Genomic DNA, 18,124 nt, shown 5'->3' on the forward strand with positions numbered 1-18,124 from the left:
GGGCGCAATTTCTGCCGATGAGTTCAGTCCCAGAACGCGGCGATATCGACGAGGAGTTCACGTGGGCACTAGAGGAGATGTTCGTCTCGGACGCGGAGTGGGAGGAGGCCTACGAGACGGTCGAGTCTCGGCTCGACGAGCTGAGCGCCTACGAGGGGCGGGTCACCGAGGACGCCGAGACCTTGCTCGACGTGCTGGAACTGCGCGAGGAGCTGATGCGAACCGTCGCGAACGTCACGTCCTACGCCCGGATGCGGTCGGACGAGGACACCCGGAATCAGGAGCATCAGGCCCTGAAGGCCCGCGCACAGTCGCTTGCGAGTGACGCCTCCAGCGCGGCGTCGTTCATCGAGCCGGAACTGCAACGCGCCTCCCGCAAGGAGCTGGACGCGTTCGTGGAGAGCGAGCCGGCACTCGACCAGTACGACCATTATCTCGACGACGTGCTCCGGATGAAGCCGCACACGCGCTCGCCGGAGGTCGAGGAGGTGCTCGCCGACCTCTCGGAGGTGACTGGCGCACCTTCTGACATCTACGGCATGCTGGCGAACGCGGATATGTCGTTCCCGGTCGTCGAGGGACCCGACGGCGACGAGATCGAGATCACCCAGTCCAACTTCACCACCCACCTCAAGGACGAGGACCGCGCGTTCCGACAGCGCGTCTACGAGGGGTATATGGGCGAGTGGGGAGCGTTCCGAAACACGGTCGGCTCCTCGCTGAAGAACAGCGTCACGGCCGACGTGAAGACCGCCCGCGCCCGCAACTACGAGACGGCCCGCGAGGCCGCCCTCGATGGGACGAACGTTCCGCCGGCCGTCTACGATAACCTCGTCGAGACGGTCCGGGACAACGTCGACGTGCTCCAGCGCCACGTCGACCTGAAGCGCGACCGCTTGGGCGTCGACACGCTGGAGATGTACGACCTCTACACGCCGCTGACCGACGAGGAGCCGCCCGAAGTCCCGTACGAACAGGCGAAGGAGTGGATCATCGAGGCCGTCGCTCCACTCGGCGAGGAGTACCAGTCGCGACTGGCCGAGGGACTCGACTCGCGGTGGGTCGACGTGTACGAGAACAAGGGGAAGCGGTCGGGGGCCTACTCCGGTGGCACCTACGACAGCCAGCCGTACATCCTGATGAACTATCAGGACGACGCCACCTCGATGTTCACGCTCGCACACGAACTCGGCCACTCGATGCACTCCGAGCTGACGAGCGAGGAACAGCCGTACGTCTACTCCAACTACGAGATCTTCGTGGCCGAGGTCGCAAGCACCGTCAACGAGGCACTGCTCACCCACTACCTGCTCGACACCGTCGAGGACGAGACGCTCCGGCGACACGTCCTCGATGAGTATCTCGAACGGTTCCGGTCGACGCTGTTCCGCCAGACTCTGTTTGCGGACTTCGAACACCAGATTCACAACGTCGTGGAGGAGGGCGGCGCGCTCACGCCCGACGCGATGGACGAGATGTACGGCGACCTCAAGCGGGAGTTCTACGCGAACGCCAACGTAGACGACCACATCGAGCGCGAGTGGATGCGCATCCCGCACTTCTACTACAACTACTACGTCTACCAGTACGCGACCGGTATCTCGGCGGCCAACGCCATCGTCGACCGCATCCTCGAGGAAGGCGAGCCGGCGGCACGAGATTACCTCGACTTCCTGCGGCTCGGCTCGCGGGAGTACCCGCTTGAGTTGCTTGCCGGTGCGGGCGTCGATATGCGCTCGCCCGAGGTCGTCGAGTCGGCAATCGAGGCGTACGACGGCTACGTCGCCGAGTTCGAACAGCTGTCCTGACGCCGCCGCCAGCTCGGAGACCCAAAGACACATTTACGTCTCGCACCTATCTTCAGGAAATGTCTCGCAGTCCATCGCTTCCCGAACGACCAACGCTGGACTTAGACCCCGAGATGTCGCGAGAGGAGCGGCTCGCCGCCTTGCGCGAGCACTTCGCCGACATCATGGGCGTTCACGACCAGCTCGCCACCCAACTCGAAGACGCCCGGAGCCAACAGGACGACCTCCGCGGTGAGGTCGAACAGCTACAGCGCGAGAACGAGACGCTGAAGACGTCCTCGCTGTACATCGCGACCGTCGAGGAGGTCAACGACGACGAGGTCGTCCTCAAGCAGCACGGCAACAACCAGGAGGTCTTGACCAATCTCTCGCCGCGGCTCTCCGAGACGCTGGAGGCCGGCGACCGCGTCGCAATCAACGACTCGTTCACCATCCAGCGCGTGCTCGACGACGAGACCGACGCCCGCGCACAGGCGATGCAGGTCACCGAGCAGCCGACCGCCGAGTACGGCGATATCGGCGGCATCGACGAGCAGGTCCAGGAGGTGCGCGAGGCCGTCGAGGACCCGCTCACTAACCCCGAACAGTTCGTCGAGGTCGGCATCGAGCCGCCCACTGGCGTCCTGCTCCACGGGCCACCGGGAACGGGCAAGACGATGCTCGCGAAGGCCGTCGCCAACGAGACCGACGCCACGTTCATCAAGATGGCCGGCTCCGAGCTGGTCCAGAAGTTCATCGGCGAGGGCGCACGGCTCGTGCGCGACCTGTTCGAACTCGCCGCCGAGAACGAACCCGCCATCATCTTCATCGACGAGATCGACGCCATCGCCTCCAAGCGCACGGAGTCGAAGACGTCGGGCGATGCGGAGGTCCAGCGCACGATGATGCAGCTCCTATCGGAGATGGACGGCTTCGAGGCTCGCGGTGACATCTCGATCATCGCCGCGACCAACCGTTTCGACATGCTCGACCGCGCCATCCTCCGACCGGGCCGCTTCGACCGCCTCATCGAGGTGCCGGAGCCGACCGTCGAGGGGCGCGAGAAGATTCTCGCCATCCACACTCGCGACATGAACCTCGCCGACGAGGTCGACTTCGCCGACCTCGCGGGCAAGACCGAGGGCTTCTCCGGCGCGGAGCTGGAGTCGCTGTGTACCGAGGCCGGCATGTTCGCGATTCGCGACGAGCGAACCGAGGTCCACACGGAAGACTTCGAGGAGGCGCTGGAGAAGATCGACCGCGACGACTCCCCCGGCACGCCGATCGCCTTCCACTAACGCACCTTTTTGAACTTCGGGCTTCCTCGGCGCGGCGGAGCCGCGCCTGCGGGGAGCCACTCAGTTCAAAAATCTGCATCAAAAACACACAGCCGTCGCTCACTCCGTTCGCGACGGTGAACCGCTCGCTCCGCGAGCGGATGCTACAGGGCGGTGGTGACAGCAGTCGAGACCGTGTTCACGACGGTCTCCCAGACGGAGACGTCAGTCACGAGCGACTGCAGCGTGTCGACGCCGAAGAAGGCGAACAGAATCGCGCCGGCGAAGTGGGCCTTTCTGGCGTTGAACCGGTGGCTGAATCGGTAGAAGACGAACGCGTTGACCAGACTCACCGGGATGATGGCCGCCATCTCGCCGACCCAGATGGCCGTGCCGTGGGCGTACTGGGTCGCGAGTCCGATGGTGACGAGCTGCGTCTTGTCGCCGAACTCGCCGACCGCCATCAGCGCGAAGATGGGGAGAAAGCCGCCAAACAGGTTCGGCACGCGCCAGCCGACGACCGGGACGCGCACGTCGAGGTCGCCGCCGTCAGTGAGGTTCGCCCGGTCGCTGTCTACCGCTGTGGTCGTGTCCGTCCCGCGGCTCATCGCGTCGGGGTCGCTTCCGGGGGAGGGTGCGCTCCGGAATAGCGCCAGCGCGAAGCCGAGGAACAACAGCCCCGTCGCCGCGTCGAGATAGTAGCCCGGAACTGCCGTCTGTAACGCGCTGCCGAGGTGGACTTCGAGTGCAGTCCAGCCTGCGAAGGCTGCTCCCGCGGCGGCGACCACCATCAGCGGGTGGAACCGCGTCGACAGCCCCGCGATAATGAACTGCACCTTCTCCCCGGGCAACACCGTCAACTGGGCGATGAACGCGACGATAGCGACCTCTACCCACGGCGTCACGATACCCACACCTCCCGAAGCGAGTTCACCATTCCACTACGAAAGGTTAGATACGTCTAATTACTAAACCGCTGGGATACCGGGAGATGTTATACCCATCGTCGCCGTGGCGTCGTGTATGCGACGGTTCGCCGTGGTCTGTCTCGTCCTGCTGGCCGGCTGCGTCGGGACGCCGGTGAGTGACGCACCGACGGAGTCTGTCGGGTCGACGCCGCCGCCCGACGCGACGACGACAGCGACGCCCACGCTGCCGGACACCTCTCTGACGGTCACCGTCACCCGGGTCGTGGACGGCGATACGCTCGATATCGTGTACGACAACGGGACGGAAGATACGCTCAGACTCGTCGGTGTCGACACGCCCGAGGTGTACAGCGAGAACGACCCGGCGGAGTTCGAGGGAATCCCCGAGACGCAGGTCGGCCGCGACTGTCTCCGTCGGTGGGGTGAACGCGCGAGCGACCGGATGAGTCGCCTCGACGGCGAAACCGTCCGGCTCGCGTTCGATGAGTCCCTCGAGACGCGGGGCTACTACGACCGGCTGCTCGTCTACGTAGTCCACGACGGGCGGAACGTCAACTACGGGCTGGTCGCCAACGGCTACGCCCGGGTCTACGACTCCGACTTCTCGCGGGGCGGTGAGTTCTACGCCGCCGAGTCACAGGCGATGACGCGAGCGACCGGACTGTGGACCTGTGCAAGCGAGGGGGGAGAGACTGACGCGGCGAACGACGGACCACTCGCTATCGAGGTGCACGCCGACGCGGCCGGCAACGACAACGAGAACCTGAACGACGAGTACGTCGATTTCACGAACACCGGCGGCGACCCGCTCGTGCTCGACGGCTGGACGGTCGCCGACGCGGCCGACCACGAGCACACCTTCGAGAGCCTGACGCTCGCGCCCGGTGCGTCGGTGCGACTCCACACAGGGAGCGGTGACGACCGCGGAGGGCACCGCTACTGGGAGGCATCGGGTGCAATCTGGAACAACGGCGGCGACACGGTGACCGTCACCGCCGAAAACGGCACCGTCGTTGCCGAGGCGAACTACTGAGGGTTCTTCCGTTCGAGGTCGCTTCCGCAGATCTCACACCGTTCGCGGTGCGTGCCGTACACGCGGCCACAGCCCTGACACTGGTAGTCCCAGTCGCGTCGCTCTTCGATGCCCTCCTTCGAGACGCTTTCCGTCGTCACGTCGAGTTCGTTGGCGACGTTTTGCATCGCGTAGTCGTCGGTGACGAGGACGGCGTCCAGTTCGAACGCGGCCGCGAGCAGCCGGCGGTCCACGTCCGATATCTCGGTGAAATCGCCGGTGGTGCGGGCGGCCCGCTCCACCTGTGTCTGTGGTCCCTCGCCGGGGACGTGGAGCCGCATTCCAGCGCCTTCGAGGGCGTCGAACCGATATCCGGAGGCGTCGTCGGTGAGCTCCTCGCGCACGGCCGGGACCGTCACCATCTCGTCGTCGGTGGTGTAGTCGTCGATGAACGCTGAAGCGTCGAGTACGCGCATCTAGCGGGCGACGACGATGTGGTCTTTGACTGCCTGCACGTTGGAGACGGGAATCTCGATGCGCCCGCGGTCGTTGACGCGGTGGCCGGAGCCGACGCCCTCTAGGGGGTCGACGAGGAGATGCTGGAGCGAGCCGTTCTTGAAGCTCATCGTGACGTTGTACAGCGTGCCGATTTCGGAGCCGTCGCTTCCGACGACGCGCTTGTCCGAGAGGTTCTCCGCGAGTATCTCCGTCATATCTCTCCGTATGCACGCCAGTACATAAACGACAGGGGGGCGTCGGACGCGCGTCAGCCACAGAGATCCACCCTGCAGTAGATGTATGACGCAGGAGCACCAATAGCACGTATGCAGCGCCGCAGGTTTCTCACACGAATCGCACCGGTTGGACTCCTCGCACTCGCCGGCTGTAGCAGCGACGAGCCTGCCGATACGGCGACCGAGACAGCGACCGAGACGGCAACAGAGACCGCAACAGCGACCGAGACGCCGACCCAAACGGCGACGCCAACGGCCACCGACACGACCGGTGACGGCAGTGGCGGTGGCTACGGCGGCTACGGGGACGAAGACACGTCGACCGCAACCCAGACCGCGACAGCGACAGACGTTCCACAGACCGTGACCGTTGCACCTGACGGGAATCTCCAGTTCAGCCCGGCATCGTTCACGATTGCGGCCGGCGACACCGTCCGCTGGGTGTGGGACGAGTCGGGCCACAACGTCTCGCCGGGGTCGGTCCCATCCGGCGCTGAGTGGGACGGTCGCGACGGCGACGTGTACCCGTCGGGGACGACTTACACGCACACCTTCGAGACGACCGGAACGTACGAATACCACTGTGACCCACACGAGACCGCGGATATGGTCGGCTCGTTCACCGTCGAGTAGCGCGTTCTGAAAGAGTTATCTGTCGGCGGCGGCGAGCGTACCTAAGAACGTCTCATGTCTGATTCTGACGCCACAGTGGCCAACGCGACGGGGCTGCGAACGCCCATCGTCGCCGTCCTCGGCCACGTCGACCACGGGAAGACCACGCTCTTGGATAAGGTGCGTGGGTCCGCAGTGCAGGAGGGGGAAGCCGGTGCAATCACCCAGCACATCGGCGCGACGGCCGTCCCGCTCGACACTATCGGGGAGATGGCGGGTGAACTCGTCGACCCCGACGACTTCGACCTTCCGGGACTCCTCTTTATCGACACGCCCGGCCACCACTCCTTCTCGACGCTGCGCTCGCGGGGCGGTGCACTCGCCGATATCGCCATCCTCGTCGTGGACGTGAACGACGGCTTCCAGCCGCAGACGCTCGAAGCGCTCGATATCCTCAAGCGGACCCAGACGCCGTTCGTCGTCGCCGCCAACAAGGTCGACACGATTCCGGGGTGGAAACCACAGGAAGGTCTCCCGATTCAGCAGTCGCTCGACCACCAGTCGGACCGCGCCGAGGACCGTCTCAACGAGAAGCTGTACGAGGTCATCGGTCAGATGTCTGACAACGGCTTCTCGGCTGATATGTACTGGCGGGTCCAGGACTTCCGGTCGAACATCGGCGTCGTGCCCCTCTCCGCGATGACCGGCGAGGGGATTCCCGACCTACTCACCGTGATGATGGGGCTGTCCCAGCGGTATCTGAAAGAGGACATGTCTATCGACGTGACCGGTCCCGGGGCGGGGACCGTCCTCGAAGTGAAGGACGAACAGGGGTTCGGGACGACTATCGATATCGTGCTGTATGACGGCACCGTCACCGGCGAGGACACCATCGTCGTCGGAGGGAAGAACAGTCCCATCGTGACCGACGTGCGGGCGCTGCTCCACCCGCGCCCGCTCGCGGAGATTCGCACCGAGAAACACTTCGAGAAGGTCGACTCGGTGTCAGCCGCGACCGGCATCAAGATCGCCGCGCCCGACCTCGACGACGCGATGGCCGGCGCGCCGGTCCGGGTCGTCCGCGACCGCGACGTTGACGACGTGATTGCCGAGGTCGAGGCCGAACTCTCGGATTTGAGCGTCGAAACCGAGGAGAACGGCATCGTCGTGAAGGCCGACACGCTCGGCTCGCTCGAAGCGATCGCCAACACGCTGGCCGAAGAGGAGATTCCTATCGTCCGCGCCGAGGTCGGCGACGTGGCCCCGCGTGACGTGGCCGTCGCCTCTACCGCCGATGAGGAGACCAACGAGGTGATCCTCGCGTTCAACCTCGACGTGTTGCCCGACGCCGAAGCGCAGGCCACACAGGACGGCGTCCGCATCTTCGAGGACGACGTCATCTACCAGCTCATCGAGGAGTACGAGGCGTTCGTCACCGACATCGAGGAGGCCCAACAAGAGCAGGTGCTCGACAAAATCGCCCGGCCGTGTCGCTTCCAGATTTTACAAGACCACACGTTCCGGCAGTCGAACCCCGCCGTCGTCGGCGTCGAGGTGCTCGCCGGCACGCTCAAGCGCAACTCCCGCGTCGAGAAGTGGGAAGACGGCGAGGCCGTCCGCGTCGGTCAGCTCAAATCCTTACAGGACGACGGCGAGGACGTAGACGAGGCCCGCGCCGGCGACCGCGTCGCCGCCTCCATCGACGGTCCGACCGTCGGCCGGCAAATCAACGAGGGCGACACGCTGTGGTCACAACTGCCGGAAAAGCACGCGAAGATTCTCGAACAGGAAGTGACCGAGGAACTGCCGACAGACGAGCGTGAGGCCCTCCAGATGTACCTGGAGAAGAAGCGCAACCGCGACCCCTTCTGGGGGAAGTAGGCTACTGACCGGTCGGCTGGTGGCGCGAGGGATTCGACATCGCCTCCAGTGCCGCGCCCGCTGCAATCTGTTGTGCGATATCGTCGGTTCCGCCGTCTTCGGCGAGTTCAGACAGTTGGAACCCGGCCGAGACGACGGTGCCGTTCGGCGGCTGGACCGCGACCGCGGCCTGGACACCGTCGTGGCTGTCCACCAACTCCGTGCCGACGACGAACTCCCGCGAGAGGAGTTCGCGCGTCCGGGCGGCGACGGCGGTCCCACCGGCGCGAAGCTGCCGGCGCTCGTCCGTCGTCAGTTCCGTCGTTTCGTCGTGGTTACTGTGCATTCGACTCCCCTAGCCGGCTTGCTCGCAAAAACCCACCGCTTTCCGTGATATAGTTTCACAAGATTTGCTCGCTCTCGCCGTAGACGGCGACGACGACAGCCGAGGTGTACGCCTCGGCGTCGGGGTCGGCGACGACGAGCTGATGTGTTTGGCCGGTGAACGGCCAGTCACGCAGCGAGCGCCCGCTGGTGATTCCTTCTGTGACCGCGCCCCGGACCGTGCTCTCGTCGCGACCCGACGCCTCGTAGAACAGGCCCCTCCCCGAGTCGGTCGTCGCCCAGGCCAGCCCGGCACAGGCAGGGTCGCGGTCGCCGACGGGGACGGTTTCGTGTGCTTGAACGACCGTGAGTCGGTTCCCGACCGGGCCGAGGTCCGGTGCGGTGTCGGTTTCCTCGACGGTCGCGCCGTCGGGAATCACCGACGAGACGGCGACGAGATTGTAGTTCTCGATGCCGGCCGCTGCAAGCGCCGCGTCGTAGGCAGCCATCTCCGTCGCCGCACGTCCGGTCCCCCAGACGACGCGAATCGGCTCCATACCGAGCGTGGGGGAGTCGTCGGTATCCCGATTACGATTCGGCGAAGCCTCCCGCGACCGAAATCCCCTACATCCTCGCCGTCCACCGGCAAGTATGAGCGACTTCGAAGCCGACCTGACGCCGGTGTTCACCGAACAGTACGGCGCTGACCGAGCGACCGCCGAGACGGCGGCCGCCAACGTCACCGAGTTCCACGAGACGCACGCCGAGGACCTCACGACCGAGCAGTTCCTCGACGCGCTCGAATCGGCCGACGCGTATGACGAGTTCCCCCACCGGTTCGACCTCGCCATCGGTGAACTCGCCGCCGCCCACGAGGACTGCACCGACTCGCGGCCGTTCCGACTCGGCGGCTTCGATTCTTTCGCCGCAGACGAGTCTATCGGCGCGGATTGACCTCGAAACTTCGATAAAACGAGAAAGGGTCGGGTAGCCCTTAGTTGCCGACGCTCGCTGCTCGCTCGACCACGTCCTCGCTGTACAGCTCCGCGAGGTCGTCGTGCTGGTCCGGACGGTGCTCGTACACGTCCTGGAACAGCGTAATCGGCGTTTTCGCGGCCTGATACGTCGCCTCGTCCCACATTCGGTCGGTGGCGATGTCCATCTCGACGCCGTCGATGTCGAGCGTCGCCGAGCGGGTGATGGCGATTGCGCCGGTGCCGGCGTCGCGGGCCGCTTCGAACTCCTCCATCGAGTCGACGATGTCGTCCATGCTCGGGACGTAGGAGGTGAGACCGAGCAGTTCGTCGACGAGTTCGTCCTCATCGAGCGTCTGCTCGTCGCCCCCGACCGCGAGGGTGTACTCGTCGCCCTCCTCGGTGAGGCTGATGCGGTCGCCGTTGTAGACGAAGACGCCGTCCTCCTCGGTGAGTTCGACCTCGCGGCCGTCGGCGTCGAGGAGCCAGCTCCCGGTCGCCGGCGGGAGCGGATTCGTGTTCGCTTCCACGACCTGTCCCGGCGTGAGCGACCAGATGCCGAGCATCCCCTTCGCCTGATTGTCGGTCATGCGCTCGTTGTAGCCGTCCACGTCGCGAATGTCGTCGTAGGGACCGTCCACGGCGATACAGCCGGCCGCGCTCGCGCCGCGGGAGGTGTTGTGACGGAGCTCCGGCCACTCCGGCAGCCCGCCCGTCGGGGTAATCGCGCGCATATCCTTCGTGTAGTCGACCTCACCGTCCACGAGCAGGAACATGCGTTCGAGGTTGTTGTCCGGCTTGCCCATCTCGTCGCGAAGTTTGCGCATCGCCAGCTCGGCCGCGCCCGACTCGATGATGACGGACATCGCGAGCGACCCCTCTTCGAGGTCGTGCTCGTGTTCGACGATGGTGAAGAACTCGTCTGCCTTCTTCCAGTCGTCGATACCGCCGACTTCGGGAATGACGAAGCCGTCGAGATTGTCGATAGCGCCGTTGTCCGGGTCGGCGATTTCGAGCATGTGTTTGAATCCCTGATGGCGGGTCGTCGGGCTGTCGCGGTGCCAGACGACGCGCGGGTGGACCTCACCCGGGAACCCGTCGCCCTTCTCGGCGAGCACGTCGATGATGTTCTGTGCGCCCTCGTCGCGCATTGACGGGGCCGTGGCGTCCTCGTTGTCTGGGACCCACACGTCCGGCGCCTCCATCCCGCGGAGGTCTGCCGCACGGTTGAGCATCTTCGCCGAGTCCTCTTCTCCTTCCAGTGCCGTCGGCGTCGTGAAGAACGTCCGAACGAACTTGCGTGTGTGTCGTCGTTGCATATGTTGGTGTCTCAGTTGGTACCCGCTCGTCACAAATAATCGACGGATGCGGCCAACGCGGGTCGGCCACAACACGTCAGCCCTCGCCCCGCGTCCGCGTGGTCGGCGGGCGCGTCAGCGCGCCCGCGTGTTCGCGGTCGGCGAGCACTTCAGCCTCCGTCGTGCGTCCGCGGTCGACGGACGCTTCAGTCGTCGTCGTCCTGTTCGCTCGACAGCACGGCTTCGCCCTCCTCGGTGAAGCCCGCGGAGTCCTCCATTCGGGACTGGGCCTCGGGGTCGAACTGCGCCTCGACGTCCTGGAACCGCGGAACGAAGGAGAGTTGGTGGTGGCTCTCCGTTTCGTGGCCGAGGTAGCGGTCTTCGAGGTCCCACTGGGCCTGCTCGTCGTTTTCCGAGATGTTCTTCATGTCCTCGTACACCGAGTGCGCACCGGAGTGGAGCGCGTACAGCGTGATGAACTGGTAGACGTAGCCCAGGTCGCCCAGCTCCTGGAACGTGAGCGGGTCCTCCTCTTCGGACCACGCGAACGACGAGGAGTAGTTGAAGGCGAGATCGAGGTCTGGGTGGGTCTCGTGGATGGTCTCGGCGTAGTTGACGGCGTCCTCACGCGACGGGTCCGGCATCTCGGGCCACACGAGGTCGACGCCGGCGTCGGCGTAGATGCGACCGCGCTCGAGGTGTTCCTCCCAGTCGCCGTTGGCGGAGCCGTACGCGTCCGTGCGGGCGATGATGATGGTGTCTTCCGACTGCTTGGCGTCGACGGCTGCCTCGAATCGCGAGCGCGCTTTGTCTCGCGAGACGATCTGCTTGCCCGCGATGTGGCCACACCGCTTCGGCGAGGTCTGGTCCTCGATGTGGATGGCGGCGACGCCGGCCTTCTCGTACTCGCGGACGGCGCGGCGGACGTTGTGGACGCCACCGTAGCCGGTGTCAGCGTCGGCGACGACCGGGAGGTTCGTCGCTTCGACGATGCGCTTTGCGTTCTCGACCATCTCGGTCATCGTGACCATCTCCAGATCCGGGAAGCCGAACTGGCCCAGCACCGTCGAGTAGCCCGACATGTACGCAGCGTCGAGCCCGGCCATCTCGGCCAGCCGCGCGTCCAGCGCGTGGTACAGGCCCGGCGCGAACACGTAGTCCTGCTCTTCGAACTTCTGTCGCAGCTCGCGGGCCGCGTGGTTGTCGACGTCTCGAATCATGGAGTCCGTGTCGCGGACGTTCTCTGCAACGGGGTCCGAATCTTTCTCGTGTGCCATCTGTACCTCCCTGTCTCGGGTGGCGGTATAAGAACGTTGTGAACAATAATGATAATATTTCTTAATCACCTCTGTTCACCACGAGGCATGCACATACCTAATATGTGGGTAGTTATCACGAAATCGGTCGTCGACGAACGGGTTCGGACGGTGGGACTTAGCCCACCCCGCGTCTCCCGTCGGTATGGAGCTACTCGTCACCGGCGGTCGTGGACAGTCGGGCCGTTGGGTCCTCGACCGACTCGCCGCCGACCACGACGTGACCTGTCTCGACCGGACGAACCCCGACCCCGGCGCGGGCCACCCAGACGTGGCGTATCGCGCCCTCGACCTGACGGACGCCGGCAGCGTCTTCGATGTCGTCACCGACCTCGACCCCGACGGCGTCGTCCACTGGGCGGCTATCCCCGTCGCCGGCACGCGCCCGGGCGTCGACGTGTACCAGAACAACACCCTCGCCGCGCACAACGTCCTCACCGCGGCGGGCCGCGTCGGCGCTCGCGTCGTCCAGGCCTCCTCCGACGGAGCCTACGGTTTCTTCTTCGCCGAGGAGACGCCCGTCCCCGACCGGCTCCCGATTCCAGAATCTCACCCGCTCCGCCCGGAGGACCCGTACGGGCTTTCGAAGGTCGTCACCGAAGAAATCGGACGGACGGTCGCCCGCCGCGACGGCGTGTCGGTCACTTCGATTCGCCCCTCGTGGATTCAGGAGCCGGGCGCGTACCCCTGTCGCGACCCCGAGTACGTCGAGAACCTCGACGCCGGCGCGGGCAACTTCTGGTCGTACGTCGATGCCCGCGACGTAGCCGAACTGGTCGCCGCCGCGCTTGAGTCCCCGCACTCGGGCCACGAGGCGGTCAACTGCGTCGGCCCGGACAACGCCCTCGGTCGCCCGCTCCGAGAGCTGATGCGCGAGCAGTACGGTCGTTTCCCCGACGACTGCGCTGTCGAGGGTGACGCTGCGGCCTACTCGCTCGCGAAGGCCGAGCGACTGTTCGGCTGGGAGCCGACTCGCTCGTGGCGGGAGGCGAGCGACGAGGAGGTGGAGCCGCCGAACGCGTAGTTACCTCGTGGACAGAACCAATCTACCCCCTACAGCGGTGAGTCCGATTGGGGTGAGGACTGCCGGAAGCGGGATACTACACTCATTCGCTCCATCGGGTGTGTACAGTAGGCTTGCATCCTGAACCCCGAGGATGCTGACTCCTTGCCCCTATCCCGCTGGGACCCCGACATCCGTACAGCCACCGAACAGCATCCCGGGGAATGTCCCAAGCTGCGCGAGGCCAATACTCACCCCGAGGATAAGTAGAACGCCGCCCAGAAGCCTTCGCCGTTTGAGTGTGGCAGCCATCACCCACTGATTCTACTGTTGGAGTATAACAGCGAGGTAGACTCAAAGAGTTCCATTACCCATCTCAGACACTATACTCCCCGCAGCAAAGGACAGAGGAACAGTCCCCTCGATGGCGTGGCGTACGACTGAGGACGACCGGAGCCACCGGAAGACAATTTCGAGCTTGTAGTGTGTCGACTGAAGCGTACTCTGTGCGAGGCCCTGGCCTTTCTCTGGGTGTTTCCCGTACGAGCCGAGCCACGAGAGTACCTCCTGTTTGAAGTCGCGGTAATCGTCGACCATGTTGAGCCCGTATGCTTCGAGGTCTTCGCGTGAGCGTCCACTGACGAGCGGGAAATCAAACTCGACCGTTTCCGGAGCCGGCGGAAGGCCCTCGCGCGGAGTACCATCCCCCGCGGGGAGGTTGTCGAGCGGATCGGGCTGGTTGGTCATCCCTGTACACCTCGTTTTATTTGTGTGCCATGACACTTTCCGGAATCGCAAGACGGCGCGGCTATCGGGTTGTAGTTTTTTCGGGTGTCCTTAGACATCGTTGGTCTCTCCTGAGAAGGATGAAATCAGGCGAGAGAGACGCTAAGGCAACGGAAGCCTAGGCCGGAATTTGAATCCGGGGTCTCGTCCTTACCAAGGACGCGCTTTACCGCTAAGCTACCCAGGCGCACTTTCACGTATCGCGGTTGCGTTGTTAGTCGTTTCGATTCAGGGGCCGTCCGCTACCGCCTGTCACGGCCTCGATTCGCTCGCGGGCGGCGGTGTCGAACAGGATACCGGGGTCGGGAAAGCCGCCCGTGTCGTCGTAGTGCTCGGCGAACTTACGGGCGAGGGCATCCGTTTCAAGCGGCATTCCGCCGCCGGTCGATGCCCCGGCTACGAGCGCGAGTTCGAGGATATCGACTTCGAGTTCGTTGTTCTGCACGCCCGTTTTGTGGCTGACCGTCTGGTCGTGGCCGAACGACTGGACGACGGCGACGGCGTCCGTCGCGGCTTCCGTCTCGGCGAGCAGATAGAAACCCCGGGCGACGAGTACGTCCGCCGCGAGGATGTCGATGTTGGCCTGCGTGGGGTCGTCGGTATCGGTCCACGGCGGGTCGGCCGCGAGCCGGCGGGTGAGCCGGAGGCCGTCGTAGATGAGTTCGACGCCGACGGCACGGTCGAGCACGTCCGGGGTGTCGCGGCCGACGCTGTCGGCGGCGAGCAGGGTCAAGACGCCCGGAACAAACGAGCCCTCGTCGAGAAACGCCACGATATCGTCGTGAAAGGTCTCCGGGACGACATCGCCGACGGTCGATACTGCTCCGTCACGGACCGCGGCGATTTCTTCCATTGCGTGAATATTGGCTTGCGAGTGGCAAAGACCTTTGGAAGCCGGGGTCACCGCAGCGTATGATACACACACGCGACGACGACGGCGTCCGGGTCGTCACGCTCTCGCGGCCGGACGCGCGCAACGCACTCACGCTCGACGGACTGGATGCCCTCGCGACCGCTGTCGAGGCGTCCCCTGAATCGGTCGTGCTCGTCCGGGGTGCGGGCGAGGCCTTCTGTGCCGGTGCGGACCTCGCGACCGTCGCCGAGGTCGCGACCGACGCGGACCGCGCTCGTGCCTTCATCGACCGGGGACAGGAGACGATGACGCGCATCGAACAGGCCGCCCCCGTGGTCGTCGCGGGTATCGACGGCCCCGCCCGCGGCGGCGGGGTCGAACTCGCGCTCGCCTGTGACGTGCGGGTCGCCACGCCTGACGCCACCCTCGCAGAGCCGGGGGTCACCTTCGGACTGTTCGGGGCGTGGGGCGGGACCGTCCGACTCCCCGAGGCGGTCGGGACGACCCACGCGAACGACCTCTCGCTGTCCGGGCGGGTCGTCGACGCCGACGAGGCGCGGTCGATGGGGCTCGTCTCGCGTGTCGTGGCCGACCCGCGGACGGTCGCCGACGAACTCGCAGCCAACGATTCGGGTGCGCTCCGGGCGCTCGGCCGACTCGGCTCCCACCGCGGGTCGACGGCCGACCGCGAACGGGCCGAACGCGAGGCGTTCGTCTCGCAACTCCGAGCGCACGCCGACGCGCTCGCCGAGCACCGAAACAGGTAGGGCGCTCGGGTGGCGACAGAGTGTATGCCCGACTGCGACTACTGCGGGGAGTCGTTCGACGCCGAGGCTGCGTATCTCTCGCATCTCGGGGCCGAACACGCCGACGAACTCGGCGCAATCGAACAGCGCCAGGTCGCCAACGCGACCGACGAGGACGACTCCGGTGTCGGCGTCGTCCCGCTGGCGCTCGCCGGCGCGATTCTGCTGGCGGCGGTCGTCGGTGGCTACCTGTTCCTCGCCGGCGGCGACGGTGGCGGCTCCGGTGACCTCCCCCAGAGTGTCACGCAAGTCGCACAGGAACCACAGTACAACGCGGCCGGTGACACCCACGAGCACGGCCAACTCTCCATGACGGTCATGGGGTCGACGGTCGATTTCACGCAAGACCAGTACCAGGTCGGCGAGACGCGCAACCGCCACTTCCACTTCGAAGGTGACGGCCGGTGGCACAAACACACGCCCGGCGTCACGCTGGAGTACGCCATGTCCACGCTCGACATCGGTGTTCAGAACGGCGGGGTGTGGTACGACGGCACCCGCTACGTCGGCGGCGAGAGCGCCAGCGTCTCCATCACGGTCAACGGCGAATCGGTGGACCCGACCAGCTACGTGATTCGCGACGGCGACGAGGTCAGCATCACGGTCACCGAGAGCTGAACGCGGCTCTTTTGGGCGTCTCCACCCAACGTCGTGCAATGAGTGCAGAGACAGCGGCGGGGACGACCGACGACTACGGCGGACTGCTCACCGCGTTCCCGTACGCGTTCCGACACAGCGACTCGCGGCTGTTCAGACTGTACACCGTCGTCGGTGGCCTGTTCGCGCTACTCCTGGGTATCGCCTTCGCGCTCGCAGCTATCATCTCCATCTCGCAGTCGGCCGGCCTGGCCGTCGGCGGTACCGACGCGTTCGTCCGCACGTTCGTCGTCATCGTCGGGTTCATCGTCGTCGTGCCCGTGGTCGCGCCCGTCCTGCTGGTCGCGCGTCGCCACCGCCGCGAGCAATCGACGCCGGCGTACGACCGCGCGCTCGCCGTCGCCGGACTCGTCTATCTCCTCTCGCTGTACCTGATGCTCGTCGCTTCCATCCCGGAGACGTTCACGCTCGACGGCGAGACGGTTCCGCGTCCGCCCGCGACTGGGCTGTTCGGGCCTGTCCTCTCCGGCCTGTACGCGGTTCCGCCGATCGCCTCGCCCGTGATTCCCGTCGTGGCTGCGGCCGCCGGCTGGCTCGTCCACCGGCGCTACCGGTGACCGACGGGGTGAAACGGCTCGCGGTCGTCCCGCTGGTATGAGCGACGACACCACAGACATCGAGACCGCAGACGTGGAGGTGGACGGCGAGTCGACGCGGTACGTCGTCACCCACGCCGAGGACGACTCCGCCGTGCTCCGCGATATCGACTCCGGTCAGGTCCACACGCTCGCCGACAATCCCGGTGTCGAGGCCGGCGACGTACTCGACGCGACGCTCGCCCCCGAGCCGCCGCTCGAAATCGCCGACCGCATCGTCGAGGTCGATTCGCGCCGCCACGTCCGCCGCCACGAGAGCGAGGAGCCGCCGACCGCCCACGAACGGGACCTCGCTACGGACCAGGCGGTCGGTGAACTCACCCGGCACGAACGCGCTGGCATGGGTGAAATTCACGTCATCACCGTCCCCGCCGAGGACACGAGCGAAGCCGTCCAAGACGTGCTCGAGGACGAGGGCACGCTCGAACGCGCCGGGAGAATGGAAAACGTCGTCCGCGTCGAGGTTCGCTCCGACGAGGAGACCGGCACCATCAGCGTCCGGTATCTGCCCTGACCGTCTCGCCGATTTCGAGTTTTTCACCTACCGATAGCGTCGCCCCCACGGTTTCGCGTGGGACGCGCGTGTTCACCATCAGCCGGAAGTAGTGGTCGTACCAGTCCTCGTTTGCCCACTCGGGGAGGGTCGCCTTTCGCTCGCTGACGAATCGCTCGCGAAACCCGGACGTCTCCGCGCCGGTGTCGGGGTCACGCGTCGGCACGACGCACCGCTGGCAGGGATTGCGTCCCTCGAAGCTCGTCCCGCCGATGGTAAACGCGACCGCCGACTCGCGGTCGGCGTACAATCTGTCCTCCCAGAACGGCTCGACGCCGCCGACGATGAGATTCGGCCGGAGCCGTCGCCGGAGTTCCGTGGCGTCGATGTCGTCGTACCAGCTCGCCACGGTCTCCAGCGTTCCACGGGAGATGAGCGTCGGCCCGGCCGCGTGGGTGTCGTCCGGAAACCCACCGGACGGGTCGCGGTCGATGGTCACCGCGTAGCCGAAGTGGTCGCTAAGATAGTTGCTCGCGGCCGCGCGCTCCTCGGGAAGCTGGAACGCTTCACGCTCTCCTTCGCGGGGACCGACGGTCCATGCGCCGGTGTCGGGGTCGAAGCTGCTCGCGAGCCGGTGGACCGCCCGTTCGCGCTTCCCGTTGACGTATTCGCCGTCCCCGTCGCGGATGGCGTACTCGCGGTCGAACTCCAAGCCGCCCGCCTCGCGGACGGTCGTCTGGTCTGGCTCGATACCGTCAAGCGACTTGACCGGGTAGACGTGGATCGATTCGAGTGTCGCTGTCATTG

Annotated in this window: 21 protein-coding genes and 1 tRNA gene; 11 read left to right on the forward strand and 11 right to left on the reverse strand. The window is 65.7% G+C overall.

Translation table 11 applies throughout. The annotated features are described in order from the left end of the window. Positions 1 to 17: 17 nt before the first annotated feature. Positions 18 to 1,808 carry an oligoendopeptidase F gene (gene pepF / locus DMP03_RS00645; protein ID WP_152118814.1) on the forward strand — a complete coding sequence of 597 codons (1,791 nt, stop codon included), beginning with the start codon at positions 18 to 20 and terminating at the stop codon, positions 1,806 to 1,808. A gap of 59 nt (positions 1,809 to 1,867) precedes the next feature. Continuing rightward, positions 1,868 to 3,085, forward strand: a complete 1,218-nt coding sequence (gene pan2, locus DMP03_RS00650; RefSeq protein WP_152118815.1) for a proteasome-activating nucleotidase Pan2 — start codon at positions 1,868 to 1,870, stop codon at positions 3,083 to 3,085. A gap of 143 nt (positions 3,086 to 3,228) precedes the next feature. Here the strand turns inward: pan2 and DMP03_RS00655 are convergent, their stop codons facing one another. Next, positions 3,229 to 3,969, reverse strand: a complete 741-nt coding sequence (locus DMP03_RS00655) for a TMEM165/GDT1 family protein (protein WP_152118816.1) — start codon at positions 3,967 to 3,969, stop codon at positions 3,229 to 3,231. A 118-nt stretch (positions 3,970 to 4,087) separates the two neighbouring features. Here DMP03_RS00655 and DMP03_RS00660 point away from each other — a divergent pair, with 118 nt between their 5' ends. Further along, a complete protein-coding gene (locus DMP03_RS00660; RefSeq protein ID WP_152118817.1) occupies positions 4,088 to 5,026 on the forward strand; it encodes a lamin tail domain-containing protein in 939 nt (312 codons plus the stop codon). On the opposite strand, the gene DMP03_RS00665 is transcribed toward DMP03_RS00660, so the two are convergent. Beyond that, on the reverse strand, positions 5,020 to 5,481 hold the full coding sequence (locus DMP03_RS00665) for an NOB1 family endonuclease (RefSeq protein ID WP_152118818.1): 462 nt from the start codon (positions 5,479 to 5,481) through the stop codon (positions 5,020 to 5,022). The genes DMP03_RS00660 and DMP03_RS00665 overlap by 7 nt on opposite strands. Further along, complete coding sequence (locus DMP03_RS00670; protein ID WP_152118819.1) at positions 5,482 to 5,718, reverse strand: PRC-barrel domain-containing protein; 237 nt, start codon at positions 5,716 to 5,718, stop codon at positions 5,482 to 5,484. It abuts the gene before it with no gap. A 111-nt stretch (positions 5,719 to 5,829) separates the two neighbouring features. On the opposite strand from DMP03_RS00670, the gene DMP03_RS00675 reads away from it, so the two are divergent. Together DMP03_RS00675 and infB are read left to right on the forward strand one after the other, a co-directional pair. Then, on the forward strand, positions 5,830 to 6,372 hold the full coding sequence (locus DMP03_RS00675) for a plastocyanin/azurin family copper-binding protein (RefSeq protein ID WP_152118820.1): 543 nt from the start codon (positions 5,830 to 5,832) through the stop codon (positions 6,370 to 6,372). A 54-nt stretch (positions 6,373 to 6,426) separates the two neighbouring features. Further along, a complete protein-coding gene (gene infB / locus DMP03_RS00680) occupies positions 6,427 to 8,232 on the forward strand; it encodes a translation initiation factor IF-2 (RefSeq protein WP_152118821.1) in 1,806 nt (601 codons plus the stop codon). Position 8,233: 1 nt separating this feature from the next. Here infB and DMP03_RS00685 read toward each other — a convergent pair whose 3' ends face one another. Together DMP03_RS00685 and DMP03_RS00690 are read right to left on the reverse strand one after the other, a co-directional pair. Further along, a complete protein-coding gene (locus DMP03_RS00685) occupies positions 8,234 to 8,557 on the reverse strand; it encodes a DUF5811 family protein (RefSeq protein WP_152118822.1) in 324 nt (107 codons plus the stop codon). A gap of 55 nt (positions 8,558 to 8,612) precedes the next feature. Further along, positions 8,613 to 9,092 carry a pyruvoyl-dependent arginine decarboxylase gene (locus DMP03_RS00690; RefSeq protein WP_152118823.1) on the reverse strand — a complete coding sequence of 160 codons (480 nt, stop codon included), beginning with the start codon at positions 9,090 to 9,092 and terminating at the stop codon, positions 8,613 to 8,615. Positions 9,093 to 9,186: 94 nt separating this feature from the next. Between DMP03_RS00690 and DMP03_RS00695 the strand changes: the two genes are divergently transcribed. Next, on the forward strand, positions 9,187 to 9,489 hold the full coding sequence (locus DMP03_RS00695) for a hypothetical protein (protein WP_225870755.1): 303 nt from the start codon (positions 9,187 to 9,189) through the stop codon (positions 9,487 to 9,489). A 40-nt stretch (positions 9,490 to 9,529) separates the two neighbouring features. Here the strand turns inward: DMP03_RS00695 and aceB are convergent, their stop codons facing one another. Continuing rightward, positions 9,530 to 10,828 (reverse strand): malate synthase AceB, encoded by a 1,299-nt coding sequence (aceB, locus tag DMP03_RS00700; protein WP_152118824.1) that lies wholly within the window; start codon positions 10,826 to 10,828, stop codon positions 9,530 to 9,532. Between the two features lie 185 nt (positions 10,829 to 11,013). Continuing rightward, complete coding sequence (locus DMP03_RS00705) at positions 11,014 to 12,027, reverse strand: isocitrate lyase/PEP mutase family protein (RefSeq protein ID WP_152119502.1); 1,014 nt, start codon at positions 12,025 to 12,027, stop codon at positions 11,014 to 11,016. Positions 12,028 to 12,268: 241 nt separating this feature from the next. Between DMP03_RS00705 and DMP03_RS00710 the strand changes: the two genes are divergently transcribed. Beyond that, positions 12,269 to 13,147 carry an NAD-dependent epimerase/dehydratase family protein gene (locus tag DMP03_RS00710; protein WP_152118825.1) on the forward strand — a complete coding sequence of 293 codons (879 nt, stop codon included), beginning with the start codon at positions 12,269 to 12,271 and terminating at the stop codon, positions 13,145 to 13,147. A 333-nt stretch (positions 13,148 to 13,480) separates the two neighbouring features. On the opposite strand, the gene DMP03_RS00720 is transcribed toward DMP03_RS00710, so the two are convergent. The 3 genes from DMP03_RS00720 to DMP03_RS00730 form a co-directional block, all read right to left on the reverse strand. Continuing rightward, positions 13,481 to 13,873, reverse strand: coding sequence for a hypothetical protein (locus DMP03_RS00720; protein WP_197739270.1), 393 nt, complete (start codon positions 13,871 to 13,873; stop codon positions 13,481 to 13,483). A 154-nt stretch (positions 13,874 to 14,027) separates the two neighbouring features. Further along, positions 14,028 to 14,099 (reverse strand) — tRNA-Thr (locus DMP03_RS00725). Positions 14,100 to 14,126: 27 nt separating this feature from the next. Next, entirely contained in the window at positions 14,127 to 14,765 is a 639-nt protein-coding gene (locus DMP03_RS00730; RefSeq protein WP_152118826.1) for a DUF7114 family protein, read from the reverse strand. A 59-nt stretch (positions 14,766 to 14,824) separates the two neighbouring features. Here DMP03_RS00730 and DMP03_RS00735 point away from each other — a divergent pair, with 59 nt between their 5' ends. From DMP03_RS00735 to DMP03_RS00750, 4 genes are read left to right on the forward strand one after another with little or no spacing between them, the layout of a single operon-like run. Next, positions 14,825 to 15,532, forward strand: coding sequence for an enoyl-CoA hydratase/isomerase family protein (locus DMP03_RS00735; protein ID WP_152118827.1), 708 nt, complete (start codon positions 14,825 to 14,827; stop codon positions 15,530 to 15,532). 24 nt (positions 15,533 to 15,556) lie between these two features. Further along, on the forward strand, positions 15,557 to 16,189 hold the full coding sequence (locus DMP03_RS00740; RefSeq protein WP_152118828.1) for a hypothetical protein: 633 nt from the start codon (positions 15,557 to 15,559) through the stop codon (positions 16,187 to 16,189). Positions 16,190 to 16,227: 38 nt separating this feature from the next. Continuing rightward, positions 16,228 to 16,785 carry a hypothetical protein gene (locus DMP03_RS00745; RefSeq protein WP_152118829.1) on the forward strand — a complete coding sequence of 186 codons (558 nt, stop codon included), beginning with the start codon at positions 16,228 to 16,230 and terminating at the stop codon, positions 16,783 to 16,785. Between the two features lie 37 nt (positions 16,786 to 16,822). Continuing rightward, complete coding sequence (locus tag DMP03_RS00750) at positions 16,823 to 17,338, forward strand: DUF5812 family protein (protein WP_225870753.1); 516 nt, start codon at positions 16,823 to 16,825, stop codon at positions 17,336 to 17,338. Here the strand turns inward: DMP03_RS00750 and DMP03_RS00755 are convergent. Continuing rightward, complete coding sequence (locus DMP03_RS00755) at positions 17,316 to 18,122, reverse strand: MOSC domain-containing protein (protein ID WP_152118830.1); 807 nt, start codon at positions 18,120 to 18,122, stop codon at positions 17,316 to 17,318. The two genes, DMP03_RS00750 and DMP03_RS00755, sit on opposite strands and share 23 nt — an antisense overlap. Positions 18,123 to 18,124 lie beyond the last annotated feature (2 nt).

The sequence above is a fragment of the Halosegnis rubeus genome (genome assembly GCF_009184545.1).
In the GTDB taxonomy this organism is placed as follows: domain Archaea; phylum Halobacteriota; class Halobacteria; order Halobacteriales; family Haloarculaceae; genus Halosegnis; species Halosegnis rubeus.